The organism is Ollibium composti (assembly GCF_004801285.1).
GTDB lineage: Bacteria > Pseudomonadota > Alphaproteobacteria > Rhizobiales > Rhizobiaceae > Mesorhizobium > Mesorhizobium composti.
Genome location: NZ_SSNY01000012.1, coordinates 53,914 through 72,956, shown reverse-complemented (window position 1 = coordinate 72,956; position 19,043 = coordinate 53,914). Strand labels below are relative to the sequence as shown.

At 66.0% G+C, this 19,043-nt stretch carries 15 protein-coding genes; 3 read left to right on the top strand and 12 right to left on the bottom strand.

The window, feature by feature from the left end:
* Positions 1–2: 2 nt before the first annotated feature.
* From E6C48_RS18610 to E6C48_RS18600, 3 genes are all read right to left on the bottom strand, one after another.
* Positions 3–938, bottom strand: a complete 936-nt coding sequence (locus E6C48_RS18610) for an ABC transporter permease (RefSeq protein ID WP_136359680.1) — start codon at positions 936–938, stop codon at positions 3–5.
* A 78-nt stretch (positions 939–1,016) separates the two neighbouring features.
* Entirely contained in the window at positions 1,017–2,609 is a 1,593-nt protein-coding gene (locus E6C48_RS18605) for an ABC transporter substrate-binding protein (RefSeq protein ID WP_136359679.1), read from the bottom strand.
* A 63-nt stretch (positions 2,610–2,672) separates the two neighbouring features.
* Positions 2,673–4,298, bottom strand: a complete 1,626-nt coding sequence (locus tag E6C48_RS18600; protein WP_136359678.1) for an amidohydrolase — start codon at positions 4,296–4,298, stop codon at positions 2,673–2,675.
* A gap of 307 nt (positions 4,299–4,605) precedes the next feature.
* On the opposite strand from E6C48_RS18600, the gene E6C48_RS18595 reads away from it, so the two are divergent.
* On the top strand, positions 4,606–5,562 hold the full coding sequence (locus tag E6C48_RS18595; protein ID WP_136359677.1) for a LysR family transcriptional regulator: 957 nt from the start codon (positions 4,606–4,608) through the stop codon (positions 5,560–5,562).
* Between the two features lie 50 nt (positions 5,563–5,612).
* Here the strand turns inward: E6C48_RS18595 and E6C48_RS18590 are convergent, their stop codons facing one another.
* Positions 5,613–7,010: an MFS transporter gene (locus E6C48_RS18590; RefSeq protein ID WP_136359676.1), complete on the bottom strand. Its 1,398-nt coding sequence runs from the start codon at positions 7,008–7,010 to the stop codon at positions 5,613–5,615.
* A gap of 91 nt (positions 7,011–7,101) precedes the next feature.
* On the opposite strand from E6C48_RS18590, the gene E6C48_RS18585 reads away from it, so the two are divergent.
* Positions 7,102–7,998: a LysR family transcriptional regulator gene (locus E6C48_RS18585; RefSeq protein ID WP_136359675.1), complete on the top strand. Its 897-nt coding sequence runs from the start codon at positions 7,102–7,104 to the stop codon at positions 7,996–7,998.
* A 132-nt stretch (positions 7,999–8,130) separates the two neighbouring features.
* Here E6C48_RS18585 and E6C48_RS18580 read toward each other — a convergent pair whose 3' ends face one another.
* The 8 genes from E6C48_RS18580 to E6C48_RS18545 all read right to left on the bottom strand — a co-directional run bounded on the left by E6C48_RS18580 (position 8,131) and on the right by E6C48_RS18545 (position 17,918).
* A complete protein-coding gene (locus E6C48_RS18580; protein ID WP_168734580.1) occupies positions 8,131–9,576 on the bottom strand; it encodes a serine hydrolase domain-containing protein in 1,446 nt (481 codons plus the stop codon).
* A gap of 221 nt (positions 9,577–9,797) precedes the next feature.
* A complete protein-coding gene (locus tag E6C48_RS18575) occupies positions 9,798–10,796 on the bottom strand; it encodes an ABC transporter ATP-binding protein (protein WP_407941022.1) in 999 nt (332 codons plus the stop codon).
* Positions 10,793–11,752: an ABC transporter ATP-binding protein gene (locus E6C48_RS18570; protein WP_136359673.1), complete on the bottom strand. Its 960-nt coding sequence runs from the start codon at positions 11,750–11,752 to the stop codon at positions 10,793–10,795. Before E6C48_RS18570 ends, E6C48_RS18575 begins: the two co-directional genes overlap by 4 nt.
* Positions 11,749–12,720 carry an ABC transporter permease gene (locus E6C48_RS18565; protein WP_136359672.1) on the bottom strand — a complete coding sequence of 324 codons (972 nt, stop codon included), beginning with the start codon at positions 12,718–12,720 and terminating at the stop codon, positions 11,749–11,751. Before E6C48_RS18565 ends, E6C48_RS18570 begins: the two co-directional genes overlap by 4 nt.
* Positions 12,720–13,736, bottom strand: a complete 1,017-nt coding sequence (locus E6C48_RS18560; RefSeq protein ID WP_136359671.1) for an ABC transporter permease — start codon at positions 13,734–13,736, stop codon at positions 12,720–12,722. Before E6C48_RS18560 ends, E6C48_RS18565 begins: the two co-directional genes overlap by 1 nt.
* 22 nt (positions 13,737–13,758) lie before the next feature.
* Positions 13,759–15,420 (bottom strand): ABC transporter substrate-binding protein, encoded by a 1,662-nt coding sequence (locus E6C48_RS18555; RefSeq protein WP_136359670.1) that lies wholly within the window; start codon positions 15,418–15,420, stop codon positions 13,759–13,761.
* A 13-nt stretch (positions 15,421–15,433) separates the two neighbouring features.
* A complete protein-coding gene (locus E6C48_RS18550; protein ID WP_136359669.1) occupies positions 15,434–16,336 on the bottom strand; it encodes a proline iminopeptidase-family hydrolase in 903 nt (300 codons plus the stop codon).
* A 64-nt stretch (positions 16,337–16,400) separates the two neighbouring features.
* Complete coding sequence (locus E6C48_RS18545; protein WP_136359668.1) at positions 16,401–17,918, bottom strand: leucyl aminopeptidase; 1,518 nt, start codon at positions 17,916–17,918, stop codon at positions 16,401–16,403.
* A gap of 94 nt (positions 17,919–18,012) precedes the next feature.
* Between E6C48_RS18545 and E6C48_RS18540 the strand changes: the two genes are divergently transcribed.
* Entirely contained in the window at positions 18,013–18,984 is a 972-nt protein-coding gene (locus E6C48_RS18540) for a LysR substrate-binding domain-containing protein (RefSeq protein WP_230978858.1), read from the top strand.
* The last annotated feature ends 59 nt before the right edge of the window (positions 18,985–19,043 follow it).

Here is a 19,043-nt window from a genome sequence, read left to right as displayed (position 1 = left end):
GCTCAGGTCACCTTGATGCGCGGGTCGATGGCCGCATAGGCGACGTCGACCAGCATGTTGATGACGAGGAACCACAGCACGATCACGATGACGGTTCCCTGCACCACCGGAATGTCGCGCGTCGCCACGCTGTCGACCAGCAGCGAGCCGATGCCCGGCCACGAAAACAGCTTCTCGATGACGATCGCCTGCCCCATCAGCGAGCCGATCTGGAGGCCGAGCGTGGTCAGCACCAGCACCAGCACGTTGCGGGTGACATGGGCGCGCACCAGACGCGGTTCCGACAGCCCCTTGGCACGCGCCGTGCGGACGAAATCGGCGTTCATCACGTCCAGCACGCCGGCGCGGGTGGTCCGCGCCAGCAACGCCATTGGCGACACGCCGAGCGCGATGGCGGGCAGGATGATGTGGCGGATGCTGCCAGGCTGATAGCCGAAGCTGGGCAGCAGGCCGAGCTGCAAGGCGAAGACGTACATCAGAAGCAGGCCGAGCCAGAATTCGGGAACCGACAGGCCCGAAACCGCCAGCATCATGGTGCCGGTGTCGAACACGCTGCCGGGCTTGAGCGCGGCAAGGAAGCCGAGGGGGATGCCAACCGCCGCGGCGAAGGCCATCGCCGTCAGCGCCAGCTTGATCGACGGCCATAGCCGCGGCTCGATGACGTTCCACACCGGTTCGCGCGTGCGGTAGGAGATTCCAAGGTCGAAATGCGCCAGGCCCCACAGATAGTCCCACAGGCGCACCGGCAGCGGCTTGTCCAGCCCGAACTGCTCGTTCAGATGCGCCAGCACCTCCGCGTTCATGACATTGCGTCCTTCCGCCATCAGGCTCGATATGAAGGAGCCGGGAACGACGCTGAAGATCACGAAGATGATGAGGACGACCGCCAGAAGGGTCGGGATCATCTGGAGCGAACGGCGAATGATGAAGCGCAGCATGAACGGTTTTGCCTCGCAAGGGGTGGGCGCCGCGCGGCGGGCGGGAGTGCGCCCGTCCGCCGCCGGCATGTCACCGCGCTACTTGCGCGAGGCGGGCGCGCTGTCGTCGATCCAGATATCCTCGTAGTCCTGGATCGCCAGTTCCATGGCGTTCGGCTTCAGCCCGTGCACCCAGGGCTGGTAGGCCATCACAGCCTTGTTGTAGTTGAAGAACCAGACCGGCGCCTCTTCTTCCAGCAGATTGTTGGCCTGCCGCAGGATGTCGTTCTGCTTGGCCGGATCCGTCTCGTTGCCCGCCTGGTCGATCAGCTTGTCGAAGTCGGCGTTGTTGAACTTGACGTAGTTGCAGGCGTTCTGCGGCGTCTTGGAATAGAAACAGGTCAGGTATTTCAGCGGGTCGGGACCCGACGAGTTGGACCAGATGAAGCTCTCGAAATTGTCGGACAGGATCTTGTCGGACAGGACCGAGTTCTCCACCGGGTCGGTCGTCACCGTGACGCCGACCTTGGCGAGCATCGGGATGATCGCCTCGACGATCGGCAGGCCCCAGCTTTCGTTCGAGGTCGCGGTGACCGAGAACTTCAGGCCGGTCTCGAAGCCGGCTTCCTTGAGCAGTTCCTTGGCCTTCTCGGGGTCGTAGGCGTAGGGCTTGGCATTCTTGTCGAAGGCCGGCGAGGAGATCGGCAGCCAGGAGACCGCCGGATAGGCCTTGTTCTTCAGGAGCTTCTCGACGATCAGGTCCTTGTTGATGGCGTAGTTGATCGCCTGGCGGACGCGCTTGTCCTTGAACGCCTCGATCTTCGGATTGAAGCCGATGTTGCGCGTATAGACCTCGGCCACTTCGAGGATGTGATCCTTCAGCGCCGCGTCCTGGGTATAGGCTTCGTACTGCACCGGGCCCAGCACGTTGGCGTCGATCTCGCCATTGCGGAAGGCGACGTCGCGGGCCGGTGCCTCGCCCATCAGCATGATGTCGAGCTTGTCGAGATGCGGCTTGCCCTTCTCGAAAAAGTTGTCGAACTTCACCAGCTCGACCTTCGAGCCGGGAACGTAGTTGGCCAGTTTGAACGGCCCGAGGCCGTTCGGCTTGGAGGCGAGCTGGTCTTCCGGATAATCCTTGGAGTAGATCGGCGCATAGTTCGACATCAGGTTCCAGCCGGGATTGGCCAGGTTGATGACGGTGATCTCGACGGTTCGATCGTCGATCTTCTTCAGGCCTGAAATGTGGTCGGCCTTGCCTGCCTGGTATTCGGCGACGCCGGCGATCTGCAGCATCTGCTCGGCGCCCGGCAGCGCCTTCTTGGGGTCGGCCAGCCGGTTGTAGGACCAGATCACGTCATCGGCATCGAGCTTGTCGCCGTTGTGGAAGGTCGCGTCCTTGAGCTTGTAGGTATAGGTCTTGCCGTCGTCCGACACGGTGACGGATTCCGCCAGGTCGAGCTCCGGCTTGCCGCTTTCGGGGTTCCATTTGTAGAGCGAGCGGTTGATCGCCTTGCCGACGATCTCGTCCTGCGTATGCGGCGTCGCGGTAATATCGAGCGAGGTGATGGCGTTGCCGTAGGGCGCCACGAAGACGAATTTCCCGCCGTCCTTCGGGGTGGCGTCCTGCGCCCATGCGGCGGTTGCCGTTCCGAGCGCCAGCGCCGCTATCAGGCCAAGTCTGGTCAACATCTGAAGTCCTCCCTTGTGGTTGTCGCTTGTTTCCGTCGGAGCCGGGCGCGCCCGGCCTCCCCCTCATCCTCTGTCATGGACAATGCGCCCATCCAGAATTGTCATATCGCAGCGCGTACCGTGCAGAATGGCCTCGGGCGCTGCGGTCAGCAAGTCGCCGGAGAACACGGCGATGTCGGCCAGCATGCCCGGCTCCAGCCGGCCCTTCACCGCCTCCGCGCCCTGTGAATAGGCGCCGTGCTCGGTATAGGCGCGCAGAGCCTGTTCGGGCGTCAGGATCTCGGAAGCCTCCATCACCGTGCCCTTGTGCGTCTTGCGCGTCATCATGGCGTAGAGGTCGGGGAAGGGATTGGGCGAGCAGACCGGCGAATCGCTGCCGGTCGACGGCTTCATCCCCAACCGGTCCCAGGTGGCGATGGGGTAGGAATGCAAGCCGCGCTCCGGCCCGAGAACGGTGACGTATGCGTCGCCGAAATCGTAGATGAAGGCCTGCTGCGGCGCCGGCAGGATGCCTGCCTTCAGCATGCGCTGGTTGAGCGCGTCGTCGACATAGCCGCAATGCTCGATGCGGTGGCGGTGCTTGTGGCCGGGATCGGCGGCGCGCACGCGCTCATAGGCGCGTATGAGCTGGTCGATCGCGGCATCGCCGATGCCGTGGCAGACCATGGTGTAGCCCATCGCCGTAAAGCGGTCGACCAGTTCGAAGAGCTGCGCGTCGGGCAGCATCTGGACGCCGAAATTGTCGGGCTGGCCGACATAGGGCCGGCGCATCCAGGCCGTGCGGCCGCCGGCAGAGCCGTCGGTGAAGACCTTGACGCCGCCGATGCGAAACATGTCGCTGCCCGTACCGGTGACGAGGCCCTCTGCATGGCAGGGCTCGACGATGGAGGAACCCGGATCGCCCAGCAGCGTCGCCCAGACACGGACCGGCAGCCGGCCGCTCTGTTCGGCCTGCCGGTAGGCCTCGATCTCGGTCATGCCGTCGATCTGGCCGACAGCGGCGTCCATGCAGGAGGTGATGCCGAACTGCAAGAGGTGTCGGCCGCCCGCCTCGATGGCGTCGACGATCTGGGCCAGCGAGGGCGTCGGCTGGATATCGTAGACGAGGTTCTGGGCGTTCTCGGCCAGCATGCCGGTGAGCGCGCCGTTCTCGCGCCCGATCAGGCCACCGTCCGGATCTGGCGTATCGATATCGATGCCAGCAAGCGCCAGCGCGCGCGAATTGACGACGGTAACGTGGCCGCAGGCGCGCGTCACCGAAACCGGATGGTCCGGCAGAGCCGCGTCCAGTTCCTGCGCGGTGGGCATCAGCCCGTCGGGATAGCGGGTCTGGTCGAAGCCGCGCGCCATAACCCATGCGCCTTTCGGCGTCTCGGCGGCGCGCGCCTGCAAGGCGGCGATCAGCGCGGCGCGGGTCGGTGCGGCATCGGCCGTGGCGTCGACCTTGCCGCGCAGCAGTCCCGTCGAGATCAGATGCAGATGCGCGTCGTTGAGGCCCGGCATGGCGAAGCGCCCTGCAAGGTCCACGACCTTCGTGTCCGGCCCGGTCAGCGCTTCGATATCGGCGTTCGAGCCGCTGGCCAATATCTTGTTGCCGGCGACGGCGACCGCCTCGGCAATTGGATTGCCATAACCGGTCCAGACCTTGCCGCCATGCAGGACGAGATCGGCCTTGCTTACGGAATTCATATTGCTTTCATTCTCCCTTGGCGTCGCCGAGGCGCGCGGCGATAACGGTAAATCCGCTCCGCCGCCTCGCCGGGCCGCGCCATTTCGCTGCGATGGCATGAAACGCCGCCGGACCGACGGCGAAATCCCGATTGTCCCCTTCCTGGACGCCGGCTCGAACCGCCGGCTTGTTCGTTGCACCTAGGTTGTGGCGTTTGCGACCACATGGCCAATTCGGTTTTCGCAACCAATCATGTAAAATTTGCATAAGTCCGCCATTATGCCGGAATGACGGCCGGATCGGCGGCCAGTCGCATGGAAGCATCGCATGGAAATCAAATGGCTGGAGGATTTCGTGACGCTGGCGGAAACGTCGAGTTTCTCGCGCGCGGCCGAAATCCGCAACGTCACCCAGCCCGCCTTCAGCCGGCGCATCAAGCAGCTCGAAACGTGGGTGGGAGCGCCGCTCATCAGCCGCGCCACCATGCCGGCGGAGCTGACGCCGGCCGGACGGAATTTTCTCCTGACGGCGCGAGACGCCATCAGGATGTTTTATGCAGTGCGCGAATCGCTGCGCCCACCGACAGAGCAGGGGCTTGTCCGCTTCGCCGCCCTCCACACCTTGACCATCACCTTCTTCCCGACCTGGCTGCAGGAACTGCAATGCGAGACCCCCAGGTTCGGTACCTCCTTCATCGCCGACAGAGGCGGCATCGAGGCCAACCTCGCTGCGCTGACGGACGGTGAGGCCGACTTCTTCCTGACCTACGCGCACAAGGAAGTGCCCTTTCATCTCGAGCGCGACAAATTCGCCTTTCTGACGATCGGATCGGATCGGCTCATCCCCGTCGCGGCGCCGCGATTGCGCCTCGATGCGTCGACCAGACCGGTAGCCGGCATTCTGGACGAAGCCGGGACAGCGACGCGTGCCCTGCCCTATCTGGATTACGGCTTCAGTTCCTTCTTCGGCGTCGCCCTCGGGCGGCTGTTTTCGAAGCGCGTTCCGTTCCGCCGCCAGACGGTGCATGAAAACAGCATCAGCGCCGGTCTCAAGGAACTGGCGCTGACGGGCGCCGGCATCTGCTGGCTGCCGGAAAGTCTCGTCGCGGAGGAAATTGCCAGCGGCGCCCTCGTCGCCTGTTCAAGCGATCCCGCCTGGACCCTCGATCTCGAGATCCGGCTGTATCGCAGCCTGGAAAAGACAAGCGACACTATGGTGGAAGCGATCTGGAAATCCTCCCGGGCGTTACGGTCGAGGCCTGTCGATCCGGTCGAAAAGGCGTGAAACCAGCCGACCGGTCGTTAGGGTGCACGCGCCGTGCAACGCGCGGATGGCTAGGACGCGTTCCCCACTGCCTGGCTCCAGCTTGCCGCCTCGTGGCGCACGCGCCCAAGGCTGACGACGGCGGCGAGGGCGGCGGCAGCCGCGGCCAGGACAAGCGCCACCTCCGGGGCCGAAGCCAGCGGGACGACGCCGAAGACGACCGCCATGGCGATGGCGCCGAGGGTCTGGCCGGTCAGCCGCGCGGTGCCCTGCATGGCGCCGGCGCCGCCGCTGCGCGCCTTGGGCGCCGACAGAAGCAGGATGCGGTTGTTCGGTGTCTGGAACAGGCCGAAGCCGAGGCCGGCGATCACCGTGCCGACGATGAAGATCGTTCTGTCTGCACCGGCTGGCGACAGGCCGACGCTTGCAAGTCCGACCGCCAGCAGGGCACCGCCCGCGGCGCAGAGCCAGGCCGTCTTCACCCGGTTGGCCAACCGCCCCGAAATCGGCGCGGTCACCGCCACCGCCGCCGGCCACGGCATCATATAGAGGCCTGCCTCGGTCGCCGTCATGCCGAGCCTGTGCTGGAGATAGAAGGGCAAGGCGATCAGCCCGAGCATCTGGCCGGTGAAGCAGCAGACCGAGGCAATGACGGCAACCCGGAACGCCGGCGTGGCCAAAAGGTCGATCGGCACGAGCGGCGCAGCACTCAGGCGCTCGATCCGCAGCAGCGTAAACAGGCAGACGGCCGCCCCGGCGATCATCAGGCCGCCCAAGACCGGGTTCTGCGCGATGCGGTCGGCGCCGAGGAAGAACAGGACGAACATCAACGTGTTGGCCACCAAAGCCCTGCCGTCGAGCCGGCGCGGCACGCCCTCAGTACGGGCAAGAGCTGCGCCCGACGCCAGCACGACGATGCCGAGCGGGACGTTGACGGCGAAGAGCCAGGGCCAGGGCGCCACAGCGAGGATCGCACCGGCAATGCCCGGTCCGGCGGCCGAAGAGATGGCGATCGTCATCGCGTTGATGCCGATGATCGTGCCGAGCAGGCGCTGCGGCACCGAGAAGCGCAGGTTCATGATGCCCAGCGCCATGATCGCGCCGCCGCCGAGGCCCTGCACGAACCGCGCGGCCACCAGCATGGAGAGCGTGCCGGAGAAGGCACAGGCCGCCGAGGCCAGCGTGAAGAGTGCGACGCCGGCGAGGAAGACCCGCCTGGCACCCATCATCTCGCCGATGACGCCGCAGGGCAGCAACGCCACCAGGACCGCAAGCTGGTAGCTCGAAACCACCCAGACCGTATCGCCCGGACTGGCGTGCAGCGAGGCGGCGATGGAGGGCAGGGCGATGTTGGCGATGGCGATGTCGAGGACGACCAGCACCAGCGTCAGGAGGAGGACGGCCACGGCGATATAGCGGCGCGGCGCCGGCAGGCCGTCGGCATGGGGTTCAAGAGCAGGCTGGGACATGGGAGCTTTCCTTTGTGGCCCCGTCCTGATATGGCACTGCCGTAAATTGCACCAGGCGCAACGAACTCAATTGACCTTTGCATGAAACGCCATGCGTGACGTCGACCTGAATCTTCTCACCGCCCTCGACGTCCTGTTGCAGGAGCGCAGCGTGACACGGGCCGCGGGAAAGCTCGGGCTCAGCACCTCGGCGATGAGCCGCACCCTGTCGCGGCTCAGGGAGGCGCTCGACGATCCGGTGTTGGTGCCGGCCGGCCGCGCGATGGTGCTCACGCCCCACGCCGAGGCCATCGCGGAGGAGGTCCACGCATTGTCGGCGAGCGCGCAAGTGGTGTTGCGGCCGCCGCAACCCGTCGATCCCAGGCACATGGAGCGCGAGTTCACCATCCGCGCCAACGAGGCCTTTACCCAGCTCTATGCTGCGAAGCTGAGCGCAGCGGTGTCCGCCGTCGCCCCGGGCGTGCGGCTGCGCTTCGTGCCGAAGCCCGACAAGGACATCGGGCCACTGCGCGATGGGACGGTCGATCTCGAGATCGGGGTGATCTCCGAGGATGCCGGCGAGCTTCGCGCCCAGACCCTCTATCGCGACAGCTATGTCGGTGTCGCTCGGACGGGCCATCCCCTGCTCGACGGGCTCGTGACGCCGGAGCGCCTGTGCGCATGGGGCCATGTGGTTTTCGCGCGGCGGCGTGGCCGGTCGAGCCCGGCGGACGAAGCGCTAACCGCCCTCGGGCTCGCGCGACGGGTAACGGTGGTCGTTCCGGGCTTTCCCGCGGTGATCGCCGTGGTCTCGGCTTCAGATCTCCTAGGGCTCGTCCCGCGTTCGGCCTGCCTGACGCTGCCCGGCTACGACATCGCGCTGTTCGAACCGCCCATCGCGATGCCCGAACTCGTCATATCGCAGATATGGCATCCGCGCATGGACGCCGACGCCGGCCACCGCTGGCTGCGCGCGATGGTGTTCGAGGCCTTCCGCAAGGGTCCTTGACCGCGCAACGCCGATCCTCAATTCGAAGAATGTGACCACGTAAGAAAATTGCCGGCAGTATCGCGGCATGGAACCTTCACCTGTCGGGCCGGAACGTCAGACCCCACCGGCCATAATAAGCCGCGCCCGCGTCTATTCGACCCGCCAGGTCACCGTCTCGACCCGGATCGGTTCGGCAGGCCCGCACCGCACAGCCGCGACGACCTCTCCCGCGCTGCAGGGCACGCGCAGCTCGAAGCGGCCGTAGCCACCGTCGACGGCACCGCTGTCCGTGGCGACGACGCGCACCCCGGCCGCCTCCAGCGCTCCCGCCTTTTCCCGCAGCGAATCGAGCTCCCGCGCGCGCTCCGCATAGGGGACGTCGAGAGCGACGTTCTCCTGGAAGATCGCGTCCGCCGTCCGTTCGTCCCAGCCTTGTGAGAGCAGCCGCAGCAGCCCGTCGGCCAGCCGCTTGACGGCGGCGGGCGCCGCAGGCGCCGGCGCGGTCACGGTTGCCGCGGCGTTGAGGATCAGGCCAAGCGCCTCGGACGCGGGATCCCAGGCGCCGGAATAGGTGGCGTTCTCCATCGCCACCACGCCGAGCCCGGTGGCTGGGTTCCATCGCATGTGCGAACTGAAACCGGGATAGCCGCCCGAATGGCTGACGACGAGGCCGAAGCGCGCATGATGTTCGACGAGCAGGCCATAACCGTAGCCCTCGAGGCGCAGGTCGTCCGCCTGCTCCGGTACAATGGCGCACTGGATGCGCTGCATCTCGCGCCGGCTGGCGGCGCTGAGAGGTCCGGCCTCTCCCGAAGCCGGAGAAAAGGCCGAGCACAGCCAGCCAGCCCAGCGCGCCAGATCGGACGCGGTGGTGACGATGCCGCCAATGGAAGAGAAGGCGCCGGGGCCGCTGAACGGCAGCGCCACCCAGCTTTCGCCGGCCTTGCGGTATCCGGTCGCCAGAGAACCTTCCGGCACGGCGGCAAAGTCGAAGCCGGTCTCGTCGAGGCCGAGCGGCTTCAACAGGGTCTCGGTCACGTAGACGGGATAAGGCCTGCCGCCGACCGCCTCGATCACCTGCCCGAGCAGGGCATAGCCCAGGTTGGAATATTCGTAGCGGGTTCCCGGCGCGGTGGCGAAGCGGACGCCGGCGCGCAGCACGGAGCGAAAGGCTTCGTTGGAAAGCGATTCCTGCCGATCGGCCCAGGGGTCGTCGGTCGGAAAGCCGCCGGCCATCGACAGGAGCAGCCGCAATGTCGGCGCCTCCGGCTGGCCGGCCGGCAGCGTCGGCTTAAGTTCGGGCACGTAGTCCGTCACCGGTGCGTCGAGCGACAGCAGTCCGCCGTCGCGCAGGCACAGGATCGCGGCGGCGGTGAAACTCTTGGTGCAGGAAGCCACGCGGAAGCGGCCATGCGATGCCGGCGGCGTCCCTGCCGCCCCAGCGGTGCCGAAACTGCCGTCGAACGCCGGACCCGAGGCGTCGAAAACCATGAACCGCGCACCCGGCGCCGCCTGACTGGCGATCCGCCGCGAAAAGACCTCCGTCACGGCAGCAACGAGCGTCCGGCGCTCCGGCAGGTCGTTCAGAAGAAGCATGGGGGATTTTCCTTTCAGGGCAGATCCGGGGCGACGGCCGCCAGCAGGGGACGGTGTGTCATGCTGCAGCGTCCCGAAGATGGCGTCGGTCGCCGCCATCTCGACCCTGCCGCGCGGCAGCGTCCCGAAGCACGCGACCGGACGCATCTATTTCCACGGACGGTATCGGCGCAACCGGGTTCTTCTTCGGCGGGCATCGTTATCCGTTGGCTGACGGCCCGTCATATCGTCGGGAAGTGGCAGGCGACTTTCCGGCCGGCTTTGTGCTCCACAAGGGCCGGGCGTTCGCGGGCGCAGCGTTCCTGTGCGACGGGGCAGCGCGGGTGGAACCGGCAGCCGGTGGGCGGGTTGAGCGGGCTCGGCACGTCGCCCGACAGAATGATGCGCCTGCGGCGCCCGCCGGGCGTCGTCTCCACCACCGGAACGGCCGAGATCAGCGCCTGGCTGTAGGGATGCGCCGGCGCGGAAAAAACCGCCTCGGACGGCCCCTCCTCGACGATCGAGCCGAGATACATCACCGCGATGCGGTTCGAGACCTGGCGCACCACCGACAGGTCGTGGGCGATGAAGACGTAGGTCAGCTTCAGTTTTTCCTGAAGATCGGCAAGCAGGTTGACGATCTGCGCCTGCACCGACACGTCGAGCGCCGAGACGGGCTCGTCCAGCACGACGAGATCGGGATTGAGCGCGATGGCGCGCGCAATGCCGACGCGCTGGCGCTGGCCGCCGGAAAACTCGTGCGGATAGCGCACCACATGATCCGGCAGCAGCCCGACCAGATCGAACAATTCGACGACGCGCTCGCGGATGGCCTTGGCGCCGAGCTTGCCATGCACCCTGAGCGGCTCGGCCACCAGGTCGCCGACGCGGCGGCGCGGGTTGAGCGATGCGGACGGGTCCTGGAAAACCATCTGCAGGCGGCGGCGGAACGGCCTCAGCCCGGCCAGCGATTTTCCGGTGATGTCCTCGCCTTCGAACAGGAGCTGGCCTTCGGTGATGTCGTAGAGCCTGACCAGGCAGCGCGCCAGGGTCGACTTGCCGCAGCCCGATTCCCCCACCAGCCCGAGCGTCTCTCCGCGTTGCACGGTGAGCGACACATTGTCGACGGCATGCACCAGCCGGCGGCCCTCGGAGGAAAAGCGGGTGCCGATGGAAAAGCGCTTGCCGAGCGCGCGCGTCTCGAGGATGGGCTGGTCCGTACCTTGCATGCGCGCGCTCATGGTTGCGCCGTCCGGAAACAGGCGGCCGCGTGGTTGCCGTCGCCGAGGGCCGGCTTGCCGAGATCGCAGGGCTCGTAGCGCACCGGACAGCGCGGCGCGAAGGCGCATCCCTTCGGCAGCCTCAGCAGCGACGGCGGCGAGCCGGGAATGGCCGGCAGGCGGTGGGGCTTGTCGCCGGTCAGCGGTGGGATGGAGCCGAGCAGCGCCCGCGTATAGGGATGCAGGGAATCGGCGAAAAGATCCTGGCGGCTGCCGCGCTCGACGATGCGTCCGGCATACATGACCATCACCCTGTCGGCGAGCTCGGACACCACGCCCATGTCGTGGGTGATGAAGACGACCGCCGAATTGTGGGTTGCCCTGAGCTTGCGCACCAGGTCCAGGATGCCGGCCTGCACGGTCACGTCGAGGGCGGTGGTGGGCTCGTCGGCCACCAGCAGCGCCGGGCTGCAGGACAGCGCCATGGCGATCACCGCGCGCTGGCGCATGCCGCCCGAGAGCTGGTGCGGATAGCGCGACATCGCCTCGTGCGGATTGGGGAAATTGACTTCCGCCAGCAACTCCTCGACGCGCTTCATGGCCGCGGCCTTGCTGATGCGCTGATGCGCGCGGATCTGCTCGGCGATCTGCCAGCCGATCGTGTAGACCGGCGTCAGCGCCGTCATCGGGTCCTGGAAGATCATGGCGATCTCGTTGCCGCGCAGCAGGCGAAGCTCGCTGGCCGGCAGGCCGACCAGCTCGCGGCCCTTGTAGCGGATCGAGCCCTCGATCACCGCGTTGGGATCGGTGATGAGCCCCATCACCGCCAGCAGCGAAACGGTCTTGCCCGAGCCGGATTCGCCGACCACGCCGAGGATCTCGCCCTCGGCGAGATCGAAGGAGACGCCGTCGATGGCGCGCACGATACCGTCGTCGGTGCGGAAGGAGACTTTGAGGTCGCGCACGGAGAGGATCATGAAGTCTTCACGCGCGGATCGAGGAGGATATAGACGAAATCGACCACCGCGTTGGCGATGACGACGAACATCGAGGCGTACATGACGGTCGCCATGATCATCGGCAGGTCAAGGCTCTGCAGCGCGTCATAAGTCAGCTTGCCGATGCCCTGCAGGCCGAAGACGACCTCGGTCAAAAGGGCGGAGCCGCCCACCAGCGCGCCGAAATCCAGCCCGAACAGGGTGACGAAGGCGATCAGCGACGTGCGCAATGCATGGCGCAGCAGGATGCGGGTTTCCGACAGGCCCTTGGCGCGGGCGGTGCGGATATAGTCCTCCTGCATGGACTCGATGATCGCCGCCCTGAGCACGCGCCCGTATATGCCGATATAGAGGATGGACAGCGTGATCCAGGGAATGACCAGGGCGAGGAACCAGCCTTTGGGATCGTCGGAGAAGTTGACGTAGCCGAGCGGCGGCACCCAGGAGAACAGCCATGTGTCGTGATAGCGGCTCTGGCTGACGAGGTTCATCACCTCGCCCACCCAGTAGACCGGCATGGAGATGCCGAGCAGGCCGAGCGCCATCAGGAGCTTGTCCAGCCAGCTGTCGCGCGTGGCGGCCGCGACGACGCCGATGAGGATGGAAAACACCACCCACAGCACGGCCGCGCCGAACACCAGCGACAGCGTGACGGGAATGGAGTCCAGCACCGCCGGAACCACCTTCCAGCCGCGATTGACGAAGGAGGTCAGGTCGCCGGTGACGAAGATCTTCTGCATCATCAGCGCATACTGCACGTAGAGCGGCCGGTCGAAGCCGAAGGAATGGCGTACCGCCTCCAGCACCTCGGGCGAGGCGTTGCGGCCGGCGATGCGCGCGGCCGGGTCGGCACCGGGCGTGGCGAAGAAGATCAGGAAGACGATCACCGAAATGCCGAACATCACGAACAGCATCTGGGCGAGGCGGCGCAGGATCGGATAGATCATCAGTCCCGCCCCAGCTCGATCTTGGAGCGCGGGTCGAGCGCGTCGCGCAGGCCGTCGCCGAAGACGTTGAGCGCCATGACCGAGACGGCGATGGCGATGCCGGGCGCCAGCGCCACCAGCGGACGCGTGTAGAGCAGCGCCTGGCCGTCCTGGATGATGGTGCCCCAGCTCGCATCGGGCGGCTGCACGCCGATCGACAGGAACGAAAGCGCCGACTCTGTCAGCATGTTGAGCGCCATCATCAGCGGCACGAACACGATGAGCGTGGTCGTCACGTTCGGCAGGATGTCGCGCCACAGGATGCGCGGCCCCGGCACGCCCAGATTGATGGCCGCAAGCACGAATTCGCTGTTGCGCAGCGACAGCACCTGCCCGCGTATGGGTCTCGCCACATAGGGAACGTAGACGATGCCGATGATGATGATGGGCAGCCACAGGCTGCCGGACTCGATCGTTATCGGCCCGATGGAAATGCCCTGCGCGATGGTGACGATGGAAAGCGAGATCGCCAGGAGGTAGATCGGGAAGGCCCACAATATGTCGAGCAGCCGCGACAGCACCGTATCGGTGAGGCCGCCGAAGTAGCCGGCGACCAGGCCGGTCGCCGTGCCGAGGAGAAGCGTCAGCACCGTGGCAACGGCGGAGATGAGGAGCGAGTTGAGCCCGCCGTAAAGCAGGCGGGCCATGACGTCGCGGCCCTGGTTGTCGGCGCCGAGGAAGTAATTGCCGAGCCGCCATGTCGGACCGAGCGGCGTATAGCCCAGCCCCAGCCCCTCGGTGGACTGCTCCATGACGGGTACGTCCTGCCCGTCGATGGTGATGATCCTGTCGAGCGTCGACACGAACGGATCGACGCCGGCCCAGCGCGCATAGAGCGGCGCGCTGAGGCAGGCGATGACGATCAGGACGAAGACGGCCAGGGCCGCCATGGCGGCCCTGTTTCCCGTCAGCTTCGCAAAAGCGAGGGCCCAGGGCCCCCGCGTCTTGCGCGGCACGGCTACGACGTCGCTCGACACTCGGTCCCCCGTCAACGCAACGTCACTGCACCCAGGCCTGGGTGAATATCCAGTAGAACTGGGCGTTGAACTTGAAGTTGCCGAGCCGCTTGCTGACGAAGTCGACATGCTTGGGCGTGAACAGGGCCACGGCCGCCGCCTTGTCGGTGACTTCCTTGTCGACTTCCGCCCACAGCTTGTTGGCCGCCTCCTGGTCCGTCACGCCGAGATCCATTGCCTGCTTCATCTTGGCGTCGATAGCCTTGTCGCAGAAGCCGGAAATGTTGACCGAAGCGTCCGAACCCTCGCGGAAGCTATCGCAGCCGAACAGGATGTTGAGGAAGTTCGAGGCGGCCGGATAGTCCTGATACCACTGGCTGACCGACATCTGCACCTTGTTGTTGGTGTTCTGGATGTACGTGAACTGGATATTTGGGGAAATCGGCTTCACGTCGGCCTGGTAGCCGATGCTGCTGAGCACGCTCTGCAGGTAGACGCCGATCGAACGCGACACGGCGTTGTCCTCGACGATGACAGTGACCTTCTGGCCCTTGGTGCCGGACTCCTCGACCAGTTGCTTGGCCTTGTCGAGGTCGGGCGCGGACCACTTGGCGCCGGGGTCCTTGGTGAACGGGCAATAGTCCACATGGCCGGGGAAATCCGGCGGCAGCACCTGGCAGACCGGCGAGGCAAGCACCTTGCCGCCGAACAGGTTGACCAGCGTGTTGCGGTCGACTGCATAGGCGACGGCCTGCCGCGCCTTCTCGTTGTCGAACGGCGCCAGCCGCGTGTTCAGCGGCGCATACCACCACGCCGTCAGCGGCGAGATATGGACCTGGTCCATATATTTGGTACCCAGTTCCACCAGCCGGTCGGTCGGCGGCTGGTCGTACATCCAGTCGGCCTCGCCCTTCTGGATCGCCGTCACCGCAGCCTCCTCGGTCAGGCCGAAGTCATACTGCACCACGTCGGGATAGCCGTCGGGCTGGGCTTCCTCGCTCCATTCGTGGAAGTGCGGGTTGCGCACCATGGTCATGCCCTTGTTCGGGTCGTAGGCCGAGATCGTGTAGGCGCCGGTGCCCGGAATGGGGTTGGAGCCGACGTCCTCCGTCGGCGTGTCGGCCGGCAGGATCACGGCATGCGGCATGGCCAGCTTGTCGATGAACTCGGCATCCGGCTTGACGATGTTGATGGTAATCGTGCCGGCGGCCTCGTCGCCGACCACACCGCCTTCCAGGGTGCAGCTCTTGGTGTCGGCAAGGCATTTGTCGGCTCCGACGATGCCGGCGTAGAAGGTTCCGGAGGTCGGGCCGGAGACCTTGAAGATGCGCTGGAACGACGCCACCACGTCCTTGACCGTCACGTCCTGGCCGTTGGAGAACTTGATGCCCTTGCGCAGCTTGAAGGTGAAGGACTTGCCGTCGTCGCTCACCGCCGGCATGTCCTCGGCAAGGTCGGCGACGATCTTGAAGCCGTCCTTGCCGTCCGCCTTGCGGAAGGCGACCAGGCCGTCATAGAGCGGCTGGAAGATCTGCCAATATTGCAGCGTGTAGTTGATGTGCGGGTCGAGCGTGCCGGCCGCCGAACGCGCCAGCAATCGCATGGTGCCGCCCCGGTGTTCCTTCAGATATTCCGCGCTCGCGGGCGCCTGCCATGTGCACGTCAACAAGGCCGCGGCTGCGGCCGCCAAAAGAAGTTTCTTCATCTCGTTCCCCTTTTCAACGATCGTTCCGGTCGAGGAAGGCACCCACGACCTGCATGCACTTTTCCTTTTCCTCCACATGCGGCATGTGGCTGGAGCTCTCGAAGATTTCCCATTGCGCCCCCTTGATGCCGTCCTTGTAGGGCTGCACCGTCGCCGGCGTCGCCTCGTCATGACGGCCGGAGATGATGAGGGTCGGCACATCGACCGCCGGCAGGCGGTCGATGATGCTCCAGCTCTTCAACGTGCCGATGACGAAGAACTCGTTCGGCCCGTTCATGGTGTTGTAGACGGTGGGGTTGCGTGCGACCTGGGCGAAGCTTTCCTCCACCTCGGGTGGGAACGGCACGACGCGGCAGACATGCCGCTCGTAGAAGGCCATCGTCGCCTGCTGGTATTCGGGACTGTCGGTCGTGCCGGTCTGCTCGTGCCGGGTAAGCCTTTCCTGGACATCCGCAGGCAGGCCGGCGCGCAGCCTGTTGGCCTCCTCCACCCACAGCTTCATCGAGGCCGGCGAATTGGCGATGGTCAACGATCGCAGGCCCTTCGGGCGCGTCACCGCATATTCGGCGCCCAGCATGCCGCCCCAGCTCTGCCCGAGCACATGGAACGCCGGCCGGATGCCGAGATGGTCGACGAGGTTCTCCAGTTCGTCGATGAAGAGCTGCGGCGTCCAGAAATCAGCGCCTTTGTTGGGCAGCAGCGTGGAGTTGCCGCAGCCGAGCTGATCATAATGGATGACGGCGCGGCCCTGCTTTGCCAGCAGCTTGTAGGAATCGACATAGTTGTGGGCGACGCCGGGGCCGCCGTGCAGGATGACGATCGGCATCTTGTCCGTGCCGAGGTCGCCGGATACCCGGTACCACGTCTCGTAGGCGCCGAACCGGGCACGCCCCTCCCTACTCGCGATCGAAGTCACCGTTTCCCCTCCCGAACCTGCACGCTATACACCGCCGCCCCAGGCGGCAATCGCCAGCCGGCAATCACCTGTCTGCCCGGCCGCCCGCGCGAACCCACTGTTCCAGCATCTGCACCCCGAAGCCGACGCCGCCCTGCCGCGCCAGCGGGCCGTCGGTGGCCGCCAGTTCCTTGCCGGCTATGTCGAGATGCACCCAGGGCCGGTTGTCCGTGAAATGCCGGAGGAATGCCGCCGCATAGGGCGCGTCGCCGTCCTCGAGGTCGCGCGCGTGCTGGCGCAGGTCCGCCAGCGGCGACTGCAATCCCTCGTCATAGGCATGGTCGAGCGGCATGCGCCAGAAGCGCTCGCCGACGGCCTCGCCCGCGGCGATCATGCCGGATGCCACGGCGTCGTCGGTGGTAAACAGGCCGGCGAAAACGCTGCCCAGCCCGCGCATGACCGAATAGGTCAGCGTCGCCAGGTCGACCATGGCGGAAGGCTTGAAGCGCGTGGCCGTGTAGTAAAGCGTATCGGCGAGCAGCATGCGACCTTCGCAGTCGGTGTCAAACACTTCCACGGTCTGGCCCGACAGGGTGGTGATGACGTCTCCGGGCCTGTAGGCCTTGCCGGAAGGCAGGTTCTCGGCGATGCCGAGCACGCCCACGACATCGACCTCGCTGCCCTGCCGCGCCAGCGCCAGCAGCAGCCCGGCGACGGCGGCGGCACCCGCCATGTCGGCCTTCATCTCGAACATCTGCGGCCCGGTCTTGGTGCAAAGGCCGCCGGAATCGAAACAGACGCCCTTGCCGACGAAGGCCAGCGGCGCGTCCGCGCCTTTCTTGCCGTTGTAGCGCAGGACGACGATGCGCGGCGGATGCTGGGAAGCGGACCCGACCGCCAGAAGGGCGTTCATGCCGAGCCGTTTCAGCTCCGCCGCGTCGAGCGCCTCGATCTCGATCCCCGCCTCCCGCAGCGGCTCCAGATGATCGACGAAGCTGTCGGGATGCAGGATGTTGGAAGGCAGGTTGACCAGCGTGCGGGCGAATTCGACACCATCGGCGACCGCGCTCATCCGCGCCAGATGGGCGTCGGCGTCCCTGTCCTGCGGGCCGACTAGATGAATGGTCCAGCCGGCTTCGGCCGCCGCGCCGGGCCGCTTGTTGCGCAGGTCGAAACGGTATCGCCTCAGGCGCATTCCGAACGCCAGGCGCCCGGCAAGCTCCGCCCCCGCAACGGCAGCCCCCTCGATGGCATCGAGGACGATTGCGGCGGCGTCCTCGCCCTTCCCTTCCAGGAAGGCGGCCAGCCCCGCGCCGGCACGGGTCAGCGACAACGGCGTCATCGCCTCGGCATCGCCGAGCCCGAGGACGACGACGCGCCGCGCGGCAAGGCTGCCGGGAGACAGGATATCCAGGCATTCGCCGCTCTTGCCGGAGAAGCCCGGCGCCTCGCAGGCGCGCGCCAGCGTTCCGCCGGCCCTGGAATCCAGCGCCTGCGCTTGTCGGCCGAAACCCCGGCGGCCCGCCTTCAGGATCACGACGACAGGCGCGCCGTCAGGAACCTCGGCCACGGTCTGGAAGGCAATCTCCGGAGATTGGGGCATGAAAGGCTTCACCCTGTTCGCTGCTTGAGAATCCGGACCGGATGGCTTGCCGAGGCCATCCAGTCGGCTTTCGATATTCAGAAAAGCGAGACGGGTGTTCAAACGTCAATTTCACGTCTTTCGGTTGACAAAAAATCAATCGAAAGATCATGATCCATCCATGGTTCTGCCTTCACTCAACGGGATGCGGGCCTTTGAAGCTGCCGCCCGCCTCGGCAGCGTCAAGGACGCCGCTGAAGAGCTGCGGCTGACGCCGTCGGCGGTCAGCCGGCACATCAGGTTCCTCGAACGCAGCCTCGGGCAGGACCTGTTCGAACGCAGCTTCCGGCAGATCACCCTGACGGCCACCGGCTCCTATTACGCACACACCCTCTCGGAAGCCTTCGAGGCGATCAGGCGCGCCACCGAAGACGTCAGTCTGGTGAACGGCGCCCGTAAAAGGCACAAGCGCATCCGCTTCATGTGCGAGCCGACATTCCTGAACCTGTGGCTTGCCGACCGCCTGCCGACCTTCCGGCGCCTGCATCCGTCGATCGACCTGGAGATTTCTACCTCGGGCAAGCGATCCGATTTCGATCTGGCGGTGGTCGACGAATTCAACGAGAAGACCAGTCCGGCTCTGAAGCTGATCCTTCCCCTCATGCTGACGCCGGTCTGTTCGCCGGCCCTGCTGAACGGGCCGGAGCCGCTGCGCACGCCGCAGGACCTGCTGCACCATTGCCTGATCCACGAGCGCGAAAGCAGGCGGTGGGAGCGGTGGCTGGCACAGGAAGGGGTCGTCGGCGAAGCCAGCGGGGCCACCACCGTATTGCACGACTGCACGCTGATCATGCGCGAGGTGGCGAACGGCACGGGCATCGCGCTCGCCGACACGATCATGGCGCAGGACCTTTTGCAGGAGGGCAAGCTGGTCGCGCCGTTCAATGTCTACCACGACTATCCGGCAGGCTATTATCTTCACCAGAGGCCGGGTGTCGGCAGCAAACCGGAGATAACCCGGTTCCTGGACTGGCTTTTCGCGGAAGTCGAGCAGCACAAGAAGTCCGTCGCGCCCGCGTTCGGTTGACGATGGCGAACGTTCTCCAGCGGATCGGCTGAAAGAACCGGTCGCCGCCATGGTCATTC